Below are 17,629 nucleotides of genomic sequence, written 5' to 3'. Positions count from 1 at the left end.
GCCTCACAGCCAGCCGTTCCGCTTCAGCGTGCGGTGGATGCCCAGGCAGATGACCCCGGTGAGCATCATGATCACCGGGTAGCCGTACTTCCAGTGCAGCTCCGGCATGTACTTGAAGTTCATGCCGTACACCCCGCACACCATGGTCGGTACGGCGATGATCGCGGCCCAGGCGGTGATCTTCCGCATGTCCTCGTTCTGCGCGACGGACGCCTGCGCGAGGTTGGCCTGCAGGATCGAGTTGAGCAGCTCGTCGAAGCCGATGACCTGCTCCTGGACGCGGGCGAGGTGGTCGGCGACGTCCCGGAAGTACTTCTGGATGTCGGGGTCGATCAGCCGCATCGGCCGCTCGCTCAGCAGCTGCATGGGGCGAAGCAGCGGCGACACGGCCCGCTTGAACTCCAGCACCTCACGCTTGAGCTGGTAGATCCGCGCCGAGTCCACACCGCGTGAGGCACCGCCCCGGCGCCCCGGCGAGAACACCTCGGTCTCCACCTCGTCGATGTCGTCCTGGACGGCGTCGGCGACCGCGACATAGCCGTCGACGACGTGGTCGGCGATCGCGTGCAGCACCGCCGAGGGGCCCTTGGCGAGCAGCTCGGGGTCGTCCTGCAGCCGGTGCCGCAGCGTGCGCAGCGAGCCCTGGCCGCCGTGCCGGACGGTGATGAAGAAGTCCCGCCCGGTGAAGCACATGACCTCGCCGGTCTCCACGACCTCGCTGTTGGCGGTGAGCTGGTCGTGCTCGACGTAGTGGATCGTCTTGAAGACGGTGAACAGGGAGTCGTCGTACCGCTCCAGCTTGGGCCGCTGGTGGGCCTGGACGGCGTCCTCGACGGCCAGCGGGTGCAGTCCGAACTCGCGGGCGATCCCGGCGAATTCGGCCTCGGTCGGCTCGTGCATCCCGATCCACACGAAGCCGCCGTCGCGGCGCACCAGGCGCATCGCCTCGTGCGGGGTCAACGGCTTGCCGGTGTCGACGCGGGCCCCGTCGCGGTAGACGGCGCAGTCGACGACGGCGGACGGCGTCGAGGGGTCGCGCGTCGTGTCGTACACGCCGGTGTCCTTGCGCAGGGAGATGCGGGACGGCCGGACCGCGGCGCGGAGGTCACGGATCATCGACATGGCTGGCTCCTTCGTGACTGGCAACGCAAGGGCGCCGACGACGGATGGAACTGCCCGGAATGGGGACGTCCTGACTTCGGGTGTTTGGCACGTCCACAAAGCGGGGAGCACCGCACCATCGCGGTGGCGAGCTTCGTTACTGATTCAGATCAGACAGATCAGGCAAAACGAAGTGCTCTTCCGCATGAAGACGTAAGCGTGAAAGGCGGCGGTCAGCCGGAGCCGGATCAGCTGTATCAGCGGCGGGAAGAGCGAGTGGTACTGCACGGGTGACTTCGATCCATGACAGCCCCACCTCCTCCGGCCGGTCCCTCGTAAGGGAGTCTCAATCGGCGTCGGGACTCGATCGCGACGCCTCTGCGTGCTGCCCGAACGACCGGGCCAGAGTATCAGCCGCCCAAACTGTCAAGGCGCCGCTTTGCCCGGTGCTGACGAGTTCTATGCTCACCGCATGGTTGATGTTCTCCCTCTGGTCGAGGCCCGGTTGCGCAGCGCGCTGGGTGAACCGGACGCCCGCGCGGCAGTCACGTTCCTGGGTACGGACCGCATCGAGGTGCTGCGTTTCCGGGACGACTCGGGGGACGGCGCCATCGTCCGCTACGCCACGCTCGGCATGTCCGCGCAGCCGATGAGCGACCCCACCGCGGTGCTCGCCGACCCGGTCAAGGGCCCGCGCGCGGAGCTGGTCCTCTCGGTGCGCGGCGGCCTCGCCGACACCGACAAGGCGCTGCGCCCGCTCGCCGTACTCGCCGCGTCCCCGCAGGTCGAGGGCGTGATCGTGGCCCCCGGCGCCTCGCTCGACGTCGGGGACCCCCTGTGGCCCGGGGCCCCGTTCAGCTCGGTCCTGGTCGCCGAGCCGGGCGGCCTGATCGAGGACCTGGACCTCGACGAGCCCCTCGATCCGGTCCGCTTCCTGCCCCTGCTCCCCATGACGCCGAACGAGGCCGCCTGGAAGCGTGTGCACGGCGCCCAGGCCCTCCAGGAGCGCTGGCTGACGAACGGCACGGACCTGAGGGACCCGTCCCGCAGCTCCGTCCCACTGGACTGACCTGCGAGTGAGCAAGCTCACCAACACAAGGCCGGAATGGGTCAGTTGGCAAAGGCCGTGACCCCGCGCATCCCGTTCCGGTGGTGAGGGTTCCGGTGAAGGGTTCCGTCCGGACGGGTGATCGTCCTTGACGTGGCGGAGCGGGGGTAGCACCGTGGGGCCCTATGAGGGGCGAACCCAGTTGCCCGAAGTGTGGTGGCCGGGTCAGGGCTCCCGGACTCTTCTCCGACACTTGGCAGTGCGATGTGCACGGCACCGTGCATCCGCTGCAGCCCGTGATCCCGCCCAGCGTCGAGGCCCTCAGTGTCGTGGTGCATCGCACGCAGGTGCCGGTGTGGATGCCGTGGCCGCTGCCGATCGGCTGGCTGTTCACGGGCGTGGCCTGCGCGGGTGACGACCGCCATGGCGGTCGCGCCACCGCCGTGGCCTGCTCGGGTCCGGGGCCGCTCGGTGGGATAGGGGAGCTGATCCTGGTCGCCGAGGAGCTCGGTGTCGGGCTCGGTGCGCGGTATGCGGGGATCGACGGCCCGGACCCGGGGCCGTACATGAACGTCGAGAAGCCCCCTCAGGCGAAGGTGCTGGCCGGTGGGCGGCCCACCCCGCTGTGGCATGTCGCCGGCAGCCCCGACGACCGGGCGGTGTTCGCGGGCGAGGCGCGCGGGCTGTGGCTGTGGGCGGTCGTGTGGCCCGAGCAGTCGGGGTTGCTGATGTACGACGAGCTGGTGCTGACGGATTTGCGGGAGGCGGGGGCCGAGGTCGAGCTGGTGCCGTGCGGGGCGCTTTCGCCGCGCTTGCTTGAGCCGTAGCTCCCACCGGGGTTGTGTGACGTGTGCGGGTTGTGGGGGCTGATCGCGCCACGTGGCGGAGCCGCACATCGATACAACCCGGCGCCCCTTCGACCGGCGGTGTTGGTAGGGGGTGCTCAGCAGGTGCGGGTGTGACAGCGGGCGTTGAAAAGCCGGTTATCCTTGAGCGTTCCCTTTCGTGCCGTCACCGCTTGGAGTCCGCGTAGTGCGTATTGATCTGCACGCTCACTCCACTGCTTCCGACGGTACGGACACCCCGGCCGAGCTGGTGCGGAATGCTGCCGCGGCCGGGCTGGACGTCGTTGCGCTGACCGATCACGACACCACTCGTGGGTATGCCGAGGCGATCGCCGCGGTGCCGGCGGGGCTCACGCTCGTCACGGGCGCCGAGCTGTCCTGTCGTGTCGACGGTGTCTCCATGCACATGCTCGCCTACCTCTTCGATCCCGAGGAGCCGGCGCTGCTCGCCGAGCGCGAGCTGGTGCGGGACGACCGGGTGCCGCGGGCCAAGGGCATGGTCGCCAAGCTGAACGGGCTGGGCGTGCCGGTCACCTGGGAGCAGGTCGAGCGGATCGCCGGCGGCGGTTCCGTCGGGCGGCCGCATGTCGCGACCGCGCTCGTCGAGCTCGGCGTCGTACCGACCGTGAGCGACGCCTTCACCGAGGACTGGCTGTCCGACGGCGGCAGGGCCTTCGTCGAGAAGCACGAGACGGATCCCTTCGAGGCGATCCGGCTGGTCAAGGCCGCGGGCGGGGTCACCGTCTTCGCGCACCCGGGTGCCAGCAAGCGCGGCCGCACGGTGCCGGAGTCCGCGATCGCCGAGATGGCCGCCGCCGGGCTCGACGGCATCGAGGTCGACCACATGGACCACGACGAGGAGACCAGGGCGCGGCTGCGGGGGCTGGCCAAGGAGCTGGGGCTGCTGACCACGGGGTCCAGCGACTACCACGGCAGCCGGAAGACCTGCGTCCTTGGCGAGTACGTCACGGATCCCGAGGTGTACGGGGAGATCACCCGGCGGGCGACCGGGGCGTTCCCGGTGCCGGGAACCGGCGGAGCCTGAGGAACCCCTCCGCACCCCCCGTTCCCCTCCATCACTTTTTCCTGCAAGGCGTGTAGCTCACCCATGTTCGACGTCGCCGTCTTCGGCTCCCTGTTCCTGACCCTTTTTGTCATCATGGATCCCCCCGGGATCACCCCGATCTTCCTCGCGCTGACCGCCGGGCGCCCCGGCAAGGTCCAGAAGCGGATGGCCTTCCAGGCCGTCTGCGTGGCGGGCGGGGTGATCACCGTCTTCGGGCTGCTGGGGCACCAGATCCTCAACTACCTGCATGTCTCCGTGCCCGCGCTGATGATCGCGGGCGGGCTGCTGCTCCTGCTCATCGCCCTCGACCTGCTGACCGGCAAGACCGACGAGCCGAAGCAGACCAAGGACGTCAATGTGGCGCTCGTACCGCTGGGCATGCCGCTGCTGGCCGGCCCCGGTGCCATCGTGTCCGTCATCCTCGCCGTGCAGAAGGCCGACAGCGTCGCCACGCAGATGTCGGTGTGGATGGCGATCCTCGCCATCCATGTCGTGCTGTGGCTGGTGATGCGGTATTCGCTGCTGATCATTCGGGTCATCAAGGACGGGGGCGTGGTCCTGGTGACGCGGCTCGCGGGCATGATGCTCTCCGCGATCGCCGTGCAGCAGATCATCAACGGCATCACGCAAGTGATCAAGGGCGCCTGAGCCCCGCAGCGTGCCGGGTATGTGCAGAGCCCCCGTACGGCGTCGATGCCGTACGGGGGCTCTGAAGCTGCTGCGGTGATCCGCGTCGGTTACGCGGCCGAGTCCTCGGCCGGCCGGATCCAGAGGCGCTGCCCGATGGCGGCGGCCTGCTGAACGATCCGGTTGACGGAGGCGGCGTCCACGACCTTGCTGTCCACGGTCGTGCCGTTGACCTCGTCGAGTCGCATGATTTCGAAGCGCACTGCCTCTCCCTTCGTCTTCGTCTCGCTGTGTACGTAGTAGTCAACGGCTTGCGTGTTACAAACATTCCCTACGCTAAAGAAATTTTTCGAACGGCTAACTACTAGCCGGTAAGGTACTGGCCAGGAGACCGACCGGGACCAGTTGTGTTCGCAGCGTGACCGCCGGGACAATGGAGGCGATGAACGATGACCTGGCGGCCCTCAGTGCCCGACTCGACCGCACGAACGAGCTGCTGCAGCGCATGCTCGCCGAGGTGGCGAAGACGCCCTCGACCCATGCGATCTTCGTCGACGCGGGCTACCTGTACGCGGCCGCCGGGCGGCTGGTGGCGGGGACGGAGGACCGTCGCGCCTTCGACCTGGACGCCGAGGGCCTGATCGAGGCGTTCATCGACCGGGCCCGCACGATCTTCGCGGACAGTCGGCTGCTCCGCGTCTACTGGTACGACGGCGCGCGACGCCGCATCCACACCGCCGAGCAGCAGTCCATCGCCGAACTGCCGGATGTGAAGGTCCGGCTGGGCAACCTGAACGCCAACAACCAGCAGAAGGGCGTCGATTCGCTGATCAGGTCGGACCTGGAGTCACTGGCCAGACACCGGGCGATCAGCGACGCGGCACTGCTGGGCGGCGACGAGGACCTGGTGTCGGCGGTCGAGGCGGCGCAGGGGTACGGGGCGCGCGTCCACCTGTGGGGCATCGAGGCCCCCGAGGGGCGCAACCAGGCGGAGCCCCTGCTCTGGGAGGTCGACAGCCAGCGCACGCTCGACCTCGACTTCTTCAAGCCGTACGTCTCCCGGCGCACCGCGGCCGCCTACGAGGCCGCCGCCGCCCGGCCCGGCCGTGAGGACGTCCGCTTCGTCGGCGCGCAGATCGCCGCGAAGTGGCTGGCCGCGCGGGGCCGCGACTCCCTGGCGGAACTGCTGCCGGGCCACCCCTACCTGCCCGGCTCGGTGGACCAGGACCTGCTGGTGGAGGCGGAGGGCCTGCTGCAGTACTCCCTGCGCGGCCAGGCGGACCTGCGGCGCGCGCTGCGGGACGGGTTCTGGGAGCACCTGCAGGCGCAGTACTAGCGGCGGCGCCTACGGGCGGGCCTGCGTGCGGTCCCAGAAGTCGGCGAAGGCGCGGGCCGTGTCGAGGGGCCGGTCGGTGTTGGGGGAGTGTTCGGCGCCCTGGACGACGGTGCGGTGCGCGCGCAGGCGTTGCGCCATGTCGTCGAGCAGGGGCACCGGCCAGGTGTCGTCGCGGGAACCCGACAGGACGTGGAGGGGCAGCGGTACGGCGGACAGCTCGGCCACGCGGTCCGGTTCGACGCACAACTGGCGGCCCGTCGCGATGAGTTGGGCCGGTTTGTTGCCGAGCCAGCGGCGGCGCAGGTCGTCCTGGTCGTCGAGGCCGCCGTCCAGGTCCCCGGACTCGCCGGTGTCGGTCTCCTCAGGCGGCTCCATGGCCTGGATCGCCTCCCACACCTCGGCCATGCTCATCACGGCCAGCGCGTCCCGGAGCAGCTTGACGCGCTGCTGCTGGGAGCCGGAGATCTGGGCGGGACCGGAGGCCATGAGGGTGAGGGACAGGAAGGGGGCGTGGTCCAGCAGGACCGCGGCGCGCGCGATCTGCCCGCCGAGGGAGTGGCCGACGAGGTGCACGGGGGTGCCGAGCGCGGCGGCCTGGGCGAGCACGTCCCGCGCCAACTCGGCCTGTGCGTAGGCCGATTCGTCGTGCTCGGGCCCGTCGGACTCGTACTGCCCCCGTCCGTCCACCGCGACGGTCCGGTAACCGCGTGCCGCGAGCGGCAGGTGCAGCGGGTTGTAGTCCTCCTTGCTGCCGGTGAAGCCGGGCAGCAGGAGCGCGGTTCCCTTGGCGGCGACGCCGTCCGCCACGGGCGCGTCGACGACGGCGAACGCTCCGCGCGCGGTGGGCAGTGAGTACGCGCGGGCGCCGGGGGGCGGGGTGAAGGTCGGGGGCCTGCTCATGGGGTGAGGTTATCCGGCTCGGGTGTCGGGGAGGGGGACGGGCCGGGGCATCCGGAGAGGGCGCGCACGCCGGCGCCGTAACGCCGACGGCCCGGCCTCCCACCTGTGGGGTGGGGGACCGGGCCGTCGGGTGAGCGAATCAGCTCTCCGCGGGCTCCGCGGCGGCCGTGGCCTTCCGCGTGCGACGCACCCTGGGCTTCGCCTCGGTAGCCGCCTCGGCGGGTGCCGCGGCCTTGCGGGCGCGGGTGCGCGGCTTGGCCTCGGGCTCCTCGGCGGCCTGCGCCGGGATCTCCGCGACGGCGGTGGCCTTGCGGGTACGGCGCGGCTTGGCCTCGGTGGCTTCGGCGGTCGCAGTCTTCCGCGTACGGGGCTTCGCCTCATCGGCGGGCTCCGCGGCGGCCGTCTTGCGGGTGCGCGGCTTGGCCTCCGTGCCCTCCGCCGTGTCGACCGCGGCCGTCGCCTTGCGCGTACGCCGCGGGTTCGCCACCTCCGGCGCCGGGGCGGCGTCGGCGGACTCGGCGACCTTGCGGGTACGCCGACGGGGCGCTGCCTCGGTGGTTTCCGCGGCGGCGGCCGTCTTGCGCGTACGGCGCGGCTTGGCTTCCGTGCCCTCGACGGTGTCGACCACGGCTTCCGCCGCAGCCGCCGCCTTCCGCGTCCGCGGCTTGGCCTCCTCGGCGGCCTGCGGCCGTGGCCTTGCGGGTCCGGGTGCGGGGCCTGGCCTCGGTGGCTTCGGCGGTGTCGACGGCGGTTTCAGCCGCGGCAGCCGTCTTGCGGGTGCGGCGGGGCTTGGCTTCCGTGGCCGTGGCCTTGCGGGTCCGGGTGCGGGGCCTGGCCTCGGTGGCTTCGGCGGTGTCGACGGCGGTTTCAGCCGCGGCAGCCGTCTTGCGGGTGCGGCGCGGCGTGGCTTCCGTGGCCTCGGCCGTGTCGACCGCGCTCTCCGCGGCAACCGTCGCCTTGCGCGTACGGCGGCGCGGTGCGGTCTCCGTCGGCTCCGGGGCCGACTCGGCGGTGTCGACCGCGGTCGCCGCTGCAGTCGTCGCCTTGCGGGTCCGGGTGCGGGGCCTGGCCTCGGTGGCCTCGGCGGTGTCGACCGCGCTCTCCGCTGCAGCCGTCGTCTTGCGGGTCCGGCGGCGCGGTGTGGCGGCGGGGGCCTCGGGCTCCGTGGCCGGCGGGGCCTCCTCTGTCGCCGGAGACTCAGCGGCGAGCGACTCCGCAGGCGTCGTGCCCTCCGCCGACTTGCGGGTGCGGCGGCGGCGCGGCTGCGACGGGACCTCGGGGGCGTCAAGGGCGGGGCCCTCCGCCGTCGTGACGGCGGCTTCCGCGGCCTCGGGTGCCGTGGCCGTGACCGTGGCCGTCACCGGCTCCGATGCCGAAGCACCACGGGTGCGGCGGCGACGCCGCGGGGTGCGGGGACCGGCGGTCTCCTCGGACGGCGCGACCGCCGTCGAGGCCTCCGGAGCGGCCGTCGCGTCCAACTGCGCCCCGCCGCGGGTACGGCGGCGGCGACGCGGCGTGCGCTCCGTACGCTCCGTGCGCTCGCGCTCGGTGGACCGGGACTCGCCCCGGCCACCCCGCTCGGGGCGGCCGCCGCGACCGCGTGCACCGCGGCCGCCGGTCTCGCCCAGGTCCTCGAGCTCCTCCGCGTCGAGGCCGGCACGCGTGCGCTCGGCGCGCGGCAGAACACCCTTGGTGCCCGCGGGGATGTTCAGCTCCTCGAAGAGGTGCGGGGAGGTGGAGTACGTCTCCGGCGGGTCGTTGAAGCTCAGCTCCAGCGCCTTGTTGATCAGCTGCCAGCGCGGGATGTCGTCCCAGTCGACGAGCGTGATCGCGATGCCCTTGGCACCCGCGCGGCCCGTACGGCCGATGCGGTGCAGGTACGTCTTCTCCTCTTCGGGAGACTGGTAGTTGATGACGTGCGTGACGCCCTCGACGTCGATGCCGCGGGCGGCGACGTCGGTGCAGACGAGGACGTCCACCTTGCCGTTGCGGAACGCGCGCAGCGCCTGCTCACGGGCGCCCTGGCCGAGGTCGCCGTGGACGGCGCCGGCCGCGAAGCCGCGCTGCTTGAGCTGGTCGGCGAGGTCGGCCGCGGTGCGCTTCGTACGGCAGAAGACCATGACCAGTCCCCGGCCCTCGGCCTGCAGTATGCGCGCGACCAGCTCGGGCTTGTCCATGTTGTGCGCGCGGTACACGTGCTGCTGGGTGTTCGCGACCGTCTTGCCCTCGTCGTCCGGCGCGGTGGCGCGGATGTGCGTGGGCTGCGACATGTAGCGGCGCGCGAGACCGATGACCGCGCCCGGCATGGTCGCCGAGAACAGCATCGTCTGGCGGCGGGCCGGCAGCAGGTTGATGATCTTCTCGACGTCCGGCAGGAAGCCCAGGTCGAGCATCTCGTCGGCCTCGTCGAGGACAAGGGCCTTGACGTGCTTGAGGTTGAGCTTCTTCTGGCCCGCGAGGTCGAGGAGCCGGCCCGGGGTGCCCACGACCACGTCGACGCCCTGCTTCAGGGCCTCGACCTGCGGCTCGTAGGCCCGGCCGCCGTAGATGGCGAGAACGCGTACGTTGCGCACCTTGCCCGCGGTCAGCAGGTCGTTGGTGACCTGCGTGCACAGCTCGCGCGTGGGGACGACGACGAGCGCCTGCGGGGTGTCGGTGAGGTCCTCGGGCTTCGCGCGGCCAGCCTCCACGTCCGCGGGGACGGTGACGCGCTCGAGGAGCGGGAGACCGAAGCCCAGCGTCTTGCCGGTGCCGGTCTTGGCCTGGCCGATGACGTCCGTGCCGGAGAGGGCGACGGGGAGGGTCATCTCCTGGATGGGGAAGGGGGTGATGATGCCGACGGCCTCGAGGGCCTCGGCGGTCTCGGGAAGGATGCCGAGATCTCTGAACGTGGTAGTCAGGGTGCTGCCTCTTCTGTGTGCGCGGTGCGAGGCGAGCGCGGGGGTCTTTGACGGACCGTGCCGGGGACGTCGGCTGCCTTACGGGCTTGCCGTAGGGCACGGGACCACTGCCGACGCTCTAGCGCTCGTACCGCTGAGGGATGTCCCTCCGGATGCCGTACGCAATGTGCCGTACGCATATGGAAGGCTGTCGGGTCGGAGCCGATCGGGCCACCGACCGGGCATCCTCATACGTGCGGCCCGTCGAGTAGTCGGCAGGCGCATTACCACCATACCCCGGAATCCCGCACATGCGATGGCCGATTTGGTCACGTAGCCGTCATCACACTGATTGACCAGGGACTTCCAGGACTCGGCAAGCGGACTATTGTGCGCTTCATGACGACGCCTGACAACACCTCTGACGCACCCGCCGAGCAGACCGGAGTGGCCGCCCAGGACTGGGCCCGGGCCTCCGCGGACCCCCAGTACCGGGCAGCGGTCGTCGACCTCCTCGGTGCCCTCGCGTACGGCGAACTCGCGGCGTTCGAGCGGCTCGCGGAGGACGCCAAGCTGGCGCCGACGCTGGGGGACAAGGCGGAGCTGGCCAAGATGGCGTCGGCGGAGTTCCACCACTTCGAGCGGCTGCGCGACCGGCTCACGGAGATCGGCGAGGAGCCCACGCGCGCGATGGAGCCGTTCGTCGCCGCGCTGGACGGCTTCCACAAGCAGACGGCGCCCTCGGACTGGCTGGAAGGGCTCGTGAAGGCCTACGTCGGCGACTCGATCGCCAGCGACTTCTACCGCGAGGTCGCCGCACGGCTCGACGCGGACTCGCGTGAACTGGTGCTGGCCGTGCTGGACGACACCGGGCACGCGGGCTTCGCCGTGGAGAAGGTGCGCGCCGCGATCGACGCCGACCCGCGAGTGGGCGGCCGTCTCGCGCTGTGGGCCCGGCGGCTCATGGGCGAGGCCCTGTCGCAGTCCCAGCGGGTGGTCGCGGACCGCGACGCGCTGTCGACGATGCTCGTCGGCGGCGTCGCGGACGGCTTCGACCTCGCCGAGGTCGGCCGGATGTTCTCGCGGATCACCGAGGCCCACACCAAGCGGATGGCCGCCCTGGGGCTTGCCGCCTAGCTCTCGCTTCCCTGGTCTTCCTCGTCGTCCCGGTCGGGATTACGCCGGCGCTGATCGCCGGCGGAGTCTCCCGGCCGGGCGCACCAGCAGCGACACAGAGGCCGCGGAGACGATCGCCGCGCCGAGCAGGTTCAGCAGGAAGTTGCCGGGGTCCAGCGCGCTGTGGGTGATGAAGGCGCCGAAGAGGGCTCCGGCGACACCGGTCGCGAGCACCAGCGAACGGTTGGGCAGACGGTCGGACAGGCGGTGGATCGCCGCCCCTGCCAGCACGAGACCGAGAAGTGCGGAGCCGAGCGCTTCGAACAACATCATGGAGTCCCTCCCACACGGCCACACTGCCCATCACGGTCGTAGCCCGTCATACCCGTGACCTGCGGAATGCAATCCTCCCCTGTGCGTGACTTGTGCTCCAGTTGTGGAGAAGAAATATCTCGGGGTTGCAGCGAGAGGGGCCCGGCGACCGATGGTCGCCGGGCCCCTCCTTTGTTGTGCTGTTGTGCGCCTACAGCGCTCCGAAACCCACCTTGCGCGGGGCCGGCTCGCCGAGCTCGACGTAGGCGAGGCGCTCGGCCGGGACGAGGACCTTGCGGCCGTGCTCGTCCACGAGGGTCAGCAGCTGTGACTTCCCGGCCAGTGCCTCGGCCACGACCCGCTCGACCTCCTCGGCGCTCTGACCGCTCTCCAGAACGATCTCGCGGGGCGCGTGCTGCACGCCGATCTTGACCTCCACGGCTATGTCCCTCCGACGGTCAGTGAAGTGCGCGACCTTTACGCGCCGTACCCAGCACACATTAGCCCGGTGAGGGGACGTACACCCTCCGCGCCTGCACGCCAGGAGCGAACAATGGGCGGGAACAAACGGCCTGTACGCGCGTGTGCGGGTCAGTGAGGCTGTTCGGTGCCGTGCAGCGGGAAGCCCGCGATGCCGCGCCAGGCCAGCGACGTCAGCAGCTGCACCGCCTGGTCGCGCGGCACGCTGCGGTCGCTGTGCAGCCAGGACCGGGCCACCACCTGCGCGAGGCCGCCGAGACCCGAGGCCAGCAGCATCGCCTCCGCGGGCGAGAGGCCGGTGTCCTCGGCGATCACGTCGCGGATCGCCTCCGCGCACTCGTTCGTGACCTTGTCGACGCGCTCGCGCACCGCGGGCTCGTTCGTCAGGTCCGACTCGAAGACCAGGCGGAAGGCGCCGCCGTCGTCCTCGACGTACGCGAAGTAGGCGTCCATCGTCGCCCGCACGCGCTGCTTGTTGTCGGTCGTCGAGGCGAGCGCCCCGCGTACCGCCCCGATCAGCGACTCGCAGTGCTGGTCCAGCAGTGCGAGATAGAGGTCGAGCTTGCCCGGGAAGTGCTGGTAGAGCACCGGCTTGCTGACGCCGGCCCGCTCCGCGATGTCGTCCATCGCGGCCGCGTGGTACCCCTGCGCCACAAAGACTTCCTGTGCGGCGCCCAGCAACTGGTTCCGTCGGGCACGGCGCGGCAGGCGCGTGCCCCGCGGGCGTGCTGCCTCTGTCTGCTCGATGGCTGTCACGCCGCCTCCCAAAATCGTCCACATGCGGTGTGCGCCGCGCGGCCATCGTACTTTTCGGTAACCCTGTCGTGCGCGGTGCGAGCGCAGAATTTCACGGACCGGACGGTGGCGAAAGCCGTACAGAGGGTTTCAAAGCAGACCGAAGCGGGCAGCGGTTCACCCCATTCCAGCTCAGCGGCACCCTCCGGCACCCCGCAAGCGCTTGTCAGCGGTAGTCGTCCTCGTCGATGGAGACGACGCGGCGCTGCTCGACGAGGTCGGCCTCGTTCGCGCGGGCCGGGTCCACGTCCTCAAGAGGGTCGTCGCGGTCCGGTGCGAGGTCCGCGTACTGTTCCGCGGCGTCGTTCTCGGGGGCCTCGACGTCGATCTCCTGGGCTTCCTGCGTGTCCTCGTCCTCGAACGTCTCGGGATCGGTGGGGTCTACGGCCATGGTTGGGCTCCCTTCCTACGAATGTCCCTGGAAGAAGCAGGGGCCACAGCGGGTGCCCTCTTTACGAGCGTAGGAGACACCCGATCCGGATGCTATGCGGTGCGCCATGCGATCTGTGACGGCGAACACATGAGTCACTGCGTGATCGTCTCGTAACATTGCCGCATGTCTTCGACCGAGCTGCCCTCCGTGCCGGCGACCACTGCGCTCCCGAAGGTGGCGCCCGTCAGAGTCGCGGACGGCGAGCAGCTCAGGTCCGTCGGGCTGCCTGGGATCACGCTGTCGGTGCGGTCGAGACCACCGGCCCGTGAGGGACTGCCGCCCGCGCTGTACGTCCACGGGCTCGGCGGTTCCTCGCAGAACTGGTCGGCGCTGATGCAGCAGCTGGAAGGTGTCGTCGACGGCGAGGCGATCGACTTGCCTGGCTTCGGCGACTCGCCGCCGCCGGACGACGGCGACTACTCGGTGACCGGGCACGCGCGCGCGGTCATCCGTTTTCTCGACGCGGCCGGCCGCGGGCCCGTGCACCTCTTCGGCAACTCGCTCGGCGGCGCCGTCACCACCCGCGTCACGGCGCTGCGGCCCGACCTCGTACGGACGCTCACACTGGTGTCGCCGGCGCTGCCGGAGCTCCGCGTCCAGCGAACCGCGGTCCCCACGGCCCTGCTGGCGCTGCCCGGGGTCACCGCACTCTTCACCCGGTTCACCAAGGAGTGGTCTGCGGAGGAGCGGGTCCGCGGGGTCATGGCGCTCTGCTACGGCGACCCCGGACGGGTGACGCCGGAAGGTTTCCGCAACGCGGTCGAGGAGATGGAGCGGCGTCTCCAACTGCCGTACTTCTGGGACGCGTTGACGCGCTCCGCGCGCGGGGTGGTGAACGCCTACACGCTGGGCGGCCAGCACGGCCTGTGGCGCCAGGCCGAGCGCGTCCTCGCCCCGACCCTGCTCGTCTACGGCGGCCGGGACCAGCTCGTCGGCTTCCGCATGGCCCAGCGGGCGGCCGGGGCCTTCCGTGACTCCCGTCTGCTCACCCTGCCGGACGCGGGGCACGTGGCGATGATGGAGTACCCCGACACGGTGGCTCGCGCTTTCTGCGAACTCCTCGGCGAGGCGGGAGAGTCGGTCGGCGGCTTCCCGGCCGGGAAGCCGGCTTCCGTCGCAGGCCGGGCCACCCCCGACGGAGGTGGCCCGGTCGTCGACGACGGCGAGGTCGCCGCCGAGAGCGCGGGGAGCTGAGGGCCGACGTGGGACGCCACAGCCGCCGCGGGGGCGCCGCCGCCGCGAAGGGTGATGCCGGTGACATAGGAGCGGGACAGGGCGGTCGGCCGACCGCCGGGCCCGGGTCCGTTCCGGGAGTACAGCAGGGCGGGGCGGGGGGCCGTCGGGTGCCCGGGCCGTCGGGCGGGCAGCAGCGGGCTCCGAGGTACGGTCCGCCGGGGACGCCGGACGGCACACCCGCGCGCGGGGTGCCGCGACTGCCGGACGGCACGCCTGCTCATGGGATGCCGCGACTGCCGGAAGGCACGCCTGCTCATGGGGTGCCGCGGTTCCCCGACGGTACGCCCGCGCACGGCACCCCCCAGGTCCGCAGCGGTCACCCCGAGCAGCGTGAAGCCGGTGGTGGCTGGGGTGAGTTGAGGGGGCCGGGAGGCGCCGGGCCCGGTGTCGCCATACCGCGGCAGCGGCAGGCACCGCCCGGTGGGCCGCGACAGGACTACCTCGAGGCCTTCGACGAGGACGACGACGTCTTCGCGCCCCGCACCGGGGTCTCGGCGCACGCCTCGGACCCGTATGCCTCCGTCACCGACTGGGACCCCGGCACCGGTGTCGGGGTGCCCTCCGAGACCGACGACGACGCGCCGCCGACCGGCGTGCCCGCGCAGGCCAAGGGCAGCAAGGGGCGGACGTTCACCGGTATCGCGGCCGCCGCCGTCACCACCGTGCTGGCCGTCGTCGTCGCCGGCCAGGTCACGAACGGACGCGAGGGCACCGGCGTAAGGACACAGTCGGCCACCGGCCAGGCGCGGGACGCCCGGGACTCGGGGCCGTCGCCGTCCTCGTCGCCCAGCCTGGCGACGCTGACGTACGCGCAGGCGATGGGGGAGAAGTACCCGCTCGGCGCCACGCTCAAGGGGCCGGGGAAGTTCGATGCGGTTCCGGGGTTCGACAAGGCGCCGGGCACGGGACAGAAGTACACCTACCGCGTGGACGTGGAGCAGGGGCTCGGGCTCGACGGCGCGCTCTTCGCCCAGGCCGTGCAGAAGACGCTCAACGACGACCGGAGCTGGGCCCACCACGGCTCCCGCACCTTCGAGCGCATCTACACCGGCAAGCCCGACTTCGTGATCACGCTCGCCAGCCCCGGGACGACCGCGAAATGGTGCGCGAAGTCCGGACTCGACACGACTGAGGACAACGTCTCGTGCGACTCGGCCGCCACCGAGCGCGTGATGATCAATGCGTACAGATGGGCACAGGGATCGAAGACCTACGGTGATCAAATTCACGCCTACCGGCAGATGCTGATCAACCACGAGGTCGGTCACCGGCTCGGCTACAGCCACGTCACCTGCAGCAAGAACGGCCAGCTCGCGCCGGTCATGCAGCAGCAGACCAAGTTCCTCGACCACGACGGGATCCGCTGTCTGCCCAACCCCTGGCCGTATCCCGGAAGTTGACCGACGCCTCATACGTCACATTGACATGCCCAGAAAGTTCATACATATTTCTGGGCATGTCGACCCCCCACGTCACCGCACGCGCCGCCATCGAGCTGGCGCTCATCGGCGTGACCCCGCTCTGCGTGGCCGACATCCACTGTCGCTGACGCTCGCCCTCAGGCGTTCGCGTCGCGATCTTTTTCCTCTTCCGTGACTCGGTCACGGTTTTCGACGACCTGACGCCCGGGCAGAGGTCTGTTCACTTTCGTCTCACTCCTCGTCCATCCGTCTCACCATTCGGGCTCATTCCGGTTCATCAGGGCCCGAACCACTCCGAGAGGTCGTCATTCCGATGCGTCAACCGTCCGTCAGAGCGCGCCGCGTGGCCGCTGCATCCGTAGGCCTGGTTCTGGCGGCGGGCGCCGCCGCCTGCGGGCCGAAGGACAACGATGCCAAGGGCTCCGGTGGCGACTCCACGCCGCACAAGGGCGGCACCCTGACGGTGCTGAACTCCAGCCCGCAGGAGAACTTCGACCCCGCCCGCCTGTACACCTCCGGCGGCGGCAACGTCCCGTCCCTGGTCTTCCGTACGCTCACCACCCGCAACCGCGAGAACGGCGCGGCCGGTGCCAAGGTCGTCCCGGACCTCGCCACCGACACCGGGCGCCCCAACAAGGACGCGACCGTGTGGACGTACACCCTGAAGAAGGGCCTCAAGTACGAGGACGGCACCGCGATCACGTCCGCCGACATCAAGTACGGCATCGAGCGCTCCTTCGCGCCCGAACTGTCCGGCGGTGCCCCCTACTTGAGGGACTGGCTGGTCGGCGCGGCGGACTACCAGGGGCCGTACAAGGACAAGAAGGGTCTGTCGGCGATCGAGACGCCGGATGCCCGGACCATCGTCTTCCACCTGAACAAGCCCGAGGGCGAGTTCCCGTACCTCGCCACGCAGACGCAGTTCACACCCGTCCCGAAGAGCAAGGACACGGGTACGAAGTACGCCGAGCACCCGGTCTCGTCCGGCCCGTACAAGGTCGTGAGGAACGAGAACAACGGCGAGCACATCGTCCTCGAGCGGAACACGTACTGGTCGACGGCGACGGACGCCGAGCGCAAGGCCTACCCGGACAAGGTCGACGTGAAGTCGGGTCTCGACTCGTCCGTGATCAACCAGCGGCTGTCGGCGTCCCAGGGTGCGGACGCGGCCGCCGTCACCACGGACACCAACCTCGGCCCGGCCGAACTCGCCAAGGTGACGGGCGACAAGGAGCTCGCCTCGCGCGTGGGCACCGGCCACTTCGGCTACACGAACTACATAGCGTTCAACCCGACCGTCAAGCCGTTCAACAACGTCAAGGTGCGGCAGGCGATCTCGTACGCCGTCGACCGGTCGTCCGTGATCAACGCCGCCGGCGGTTCCGCGCTCGCCGAGGCCGCCACCACCTACCTGCCGAACCAGAAGTCCTTCGGCTACACGCCGTACGACCTCTTCCCGGCAGGGAAGACGGGCAACGCGGCGAAGGCCAAGGAGCTGCTGAAGGAGGCGGGTTACCCGAACGGGCTCACCGTCACGCTGACCCACTCCAACGCGAAGAACTTCGAGACCAGCCCGGAGATCGCAACGGCCCTCCAGGACGCGCTCAAGCAGGCCGGGATCACGGTCAAGCTGCAGGGCCTGGAGGACAACGACTACTCCGACAAGATCCACAACGTGAAGACCGAGCCCGGGTTCTTCCTCGCCCACTGGGGTGCCGACTGGCCTTCCGGCGGTCCCTTCCTCGCCCCGATCTTCGACGGCCGGCAGATCGTCAAGGACGGCGCGAACTTCAACACGGGTCTGCTCAATGACAAGTCGGTCAATGCCGAGATTGACGCGATCAACAAGTTGACCGATCTTGACGCTGCCGCCAAGAGGTGGGGTGCACTGGACAAGAAGATCGGCGAGCAGGCCCTGACCGTGCCGCTGTTCCACCCCGTCTACAAGCGGCTGGTCGGCAAGGACATCAGGAACGTCGTGATCAGCGACTGGACCGGTGTGCTGGACATCTCGCAGGTCGCGGTGAAGTAGCG

17 protein-coding genes and 1 pseudogene are annotated in these 17,629 nt (G+C 70.4%); 10 read left to right on the top strand and 8 right to left on the bottom strand.

Annotated elements, in window-relative coordinates:
- Nucleotides 1–3: 3 nt before the first annotated feature.
- Nucleotides 4–1,122, bottom strand: a complete 1,119-nt coding sequence (locus IH68_RS0105620) for a magnesium and cobalt transport protein CorA (RefSeq protein WP_030929242.1) — start codon at nucleotides 1,120–1,122, stop codon at nucleotides 4–6.
- A 451-nt stretch (nucleotides 1,123–1,573) separates the two neighbouring features.
- On the opposite strand from IH68_RS0105620, the gene IH68_RS0105610 reads away from it, so the two are divergent.
- The 4 genes from IH68_RS0105610 (at nucleotide 1,574) to IH68_RS0105595 (ending at nucleotide 4,708) form a co-directional block, all read left to right on the top strand.
- Nucleotides 1,574–2,170, top strand: a complete 597-nt coding sequence (locus tag IH68_RS0105610; protein ID WP_030929238.1) for a suppressor of fused domain protein — start codon at nucleotides 1,574–1,576, stop codon at nucleotides 2,168–2,170.
- Nucleotides 2,171–2,334: 164 nt separating this feature from the next.
- A complete protein-coding gene (locus IH68_RS0105605; RefSeq protein WP_030929236.1) occupies nucleotides 2,335–2,976 on the top strand; it encodes a DUF6758 family protein in 642 nt (213 codons plus the stop codon).
- Nucleotides 2,977–3,181: 205 nt separating this feature from the next.
- Entirely contained in the window at nucleotides 3,182–4,039 is an 858-nt protein-coding gene (locus IH68_RS0105600; RefSeq protein ID WP_030929233.1) for a PHP domain-containing protein, read from the top strand.
- Between the two features lie 63 nt (nucleotides 4,040–4,102).
- On the top strand, nucleotides 4,103–4,708 hold the full coding sequence (locus IH68_RS0105595) for a MarC family protein (RefSeq protein ID WP_030929230.1): 606 nt from the start codon (nucleotides 4,103–4,105) through the stop codon (nucleotides 4,706–4,708).
- 89 nt (nucleotides 4,709–4,797) lie between these two features.
- On the opposite strand, the gene IH68_RS56995 is transcribed toward IH68_RS0105595, so the two are convergent.
- Entirely contained in the window at nucleotides 4,798–4,950 is a 153-nt protein-coding gene (locus IH68_RS56995) for a hypothetical protein (protein WP_099931158.1), read from the bottom strand.
- Nucleotides 4,951–5,129: 179 nt separating this feature from the next.
- Here IH68_RS56995 and IH68_RS0105585 point away from each other — a divergent pair, with 179 nt between their 5' ends.
- Nucleotides 5,130–6,023 (top strand): NYN domain-containing protein, encoded by an 894-nt coding sequence (locus IH68_RS0105585; RefSeq protein ID WP_030929226.1) that lies wholly within the window; start codon nucleotides 5,130–5,132, stop codon nucleotides 6,021–6,023.
- A 9-nt stretch (nucleotides 6,024–6,032) separates the two neighbouring features.
- On the opposite strand, the gene IH68_RS0105580 is transcribed toward IH68_RS0105585, so the two are convergent.
- On the bottom strand, nucleotides 6,033–6,923 hold the full coding sequence (locus IH68_RS0105580; RefSeq protein WP_030929223.1) for an alpha/beta fold hydrolase: 891 nt from the start codon (nucleotides 6,921–6,923) through the stop codon (nucleotides 6,033–6,035).
- Between the two features lie 139 nt (nucleotides 6,924–7,062).
- Nucleotides 7,063–9,730, bottom strand: a pseudogene (locus IH68_RS49635) (DEAD/DEAH box helicase).
- A gap of 471 nt (nucleotides 9,731–10,201) precedes the next feature.
- On the opposite strand from IH68_RS49635, the gene IH68_RS0105570 reads away from it, so the two are divergent.
- Complete coding sequence (locus IH68_RS0105570; RefSeq protein ID WP_199931844.1) at nucleotides 10,202–10,939, top strand: ferritin-like fold-containing protein; 738 nt, start codon at nucleotides 10,202–10,204, stop codon at nucleotides 10,937–10,939.
- Between the two features lie 39 nt (nucleotides 10,940–10,978).
- Here IH68_RS0105570 and IH68_RS0105565 read toward each other — a convergent pair whose 3' ends face one another.
- From IH68_RS0105565 to IH68_RS0105550, 4 genes are all read right to left on the bottom strand, one after another.
- On the bottom strand, nucleotides 10,979–11,251 hold the full coding sequence (locus IH68_RS0105565; RefSeq protein WP_078912332.1) for a hypothetical protein: 273 nt from the start codon (nucleotides 11,249–11,251) through the stop codon (nucleotides 10,979–10,981).
- Nucleotides 11,252–11,441: 190 nt separating this feature from the next.
- Nucleotides 11,442–11,669 carry a DUF3107 domain-containing protein gene (locus tag IH68_RS0105560; protein WP_030929216.1) on the bottom strand — a complete coding sequence of 76 codons (228 nt, stop codon included), beginning with the start codon at nucleotides 11,667–11,669 and terminating at the stop codon, nucleotides 11,442–11,444.
- Between the two features lie 152 nt (nucleotides 11,670–11,821).
- A complete protein-coding gene (locus IH68_RS0105555; RefSeq protein WP_030929214.1) occupies nucleotides 11,822–12,466 on the bottom strand; it encodes a TetR/AcrR family transcriptional regulator in 645 nt (214 codons plus the stop codon).
- Nucleotides 12,467–12,671: 205 nt separating this feature from the next.
- Nucleotides 12,672–12,896: a hypothetical protein gene (locus IH68_RS0105550; RefSeq protein ID WP_030929212.1), complete on the bottom strand. Its 225-nt coding sequence runs from the start codon at nucleotides 12,894–12,896 to the stop codon at nucleotides 12,672–12,674.
- A gap of 165 nt (nucleotides 12,897–13,061) precedes the next feature.
- Here IH68_RS0105550 and IH68_RS0105545 point away from each other — a divergent pair, with 165 nt between their 5' ends.
- The 4 genes from IH68_RS0105545 (at nucleotide 13,062) to IH68_RS0105530 (ending at nucleotide 17,627) form a co-directional block, all read left to right on the top strand.
- Nucleotides 13,062–14,132, top strand: coding sequence for an alpha/beta fold hydrolase (locus IH68_RS0105545; protein WP_078912330.1), 1,071 nt, complete (start codon nucleotides 13,062–13,064; stop codon nucleotides 14,130–14,132).
- Between the two features lie 8 nt (nucleotides 14,133–14,140).
- Nucleotides 14,141–15,574, top strand: a complete 1,434-nt coding sequence (locus tag IH68_RS0105540; protein ID WP_030929208.1) for a DUF3152 domain-containing protein — start codon at nucleotides 14,141–14,143, stop codon at nucleotides 15,572–15,574.
- A gap of 56 nt (nucleotides 15,575–15,630) precedes the next feature.
- Nucleotides 15,631–15,723: an Ms4533A family Cys-rich leader peptide gene (locus IH68_RS59385; RefSeq protein WP_324607662.1), complete on the top strand. Its 93-nt coding sequence runs from the start codon at nucleotides 15,631–15,633 to the stop codon at nucleotides 15,721–15,723.
- A 185-nt stretch (nucleotides 15,724–15,908) separates the two neighbouring features.
- Nucleotides 15,909–17,627, top strand: a complete 1,719-nt coding sequence (locus IH68_RS0105530; RefSeq protein ID WP_030929205.1) for an ABC transporter substrate-binding protein — start codon at nucleotides 15,909–15,911, stop codon at nucleotides 17,625–17,627.
- Nucleotides 17,628–17,629 lie beyond the last annotated feature (2 nt).

Origin of the sequence: Streptomyces sp. NRRL S-646 (assembly GCF_000720765.1) — a bacterium.
Taxonomy (GTDB): domain Bacteria; phylum Actinomycetota; class Actinomycetes; order Streptomycetales; family Streptomycetaceae; genus Streptomyces.
The sequence above is the reverse complement of the archived record's forward strand: the minus strand, read 5'-3'. Positions and strand labels throughout refer to the sequence as shown.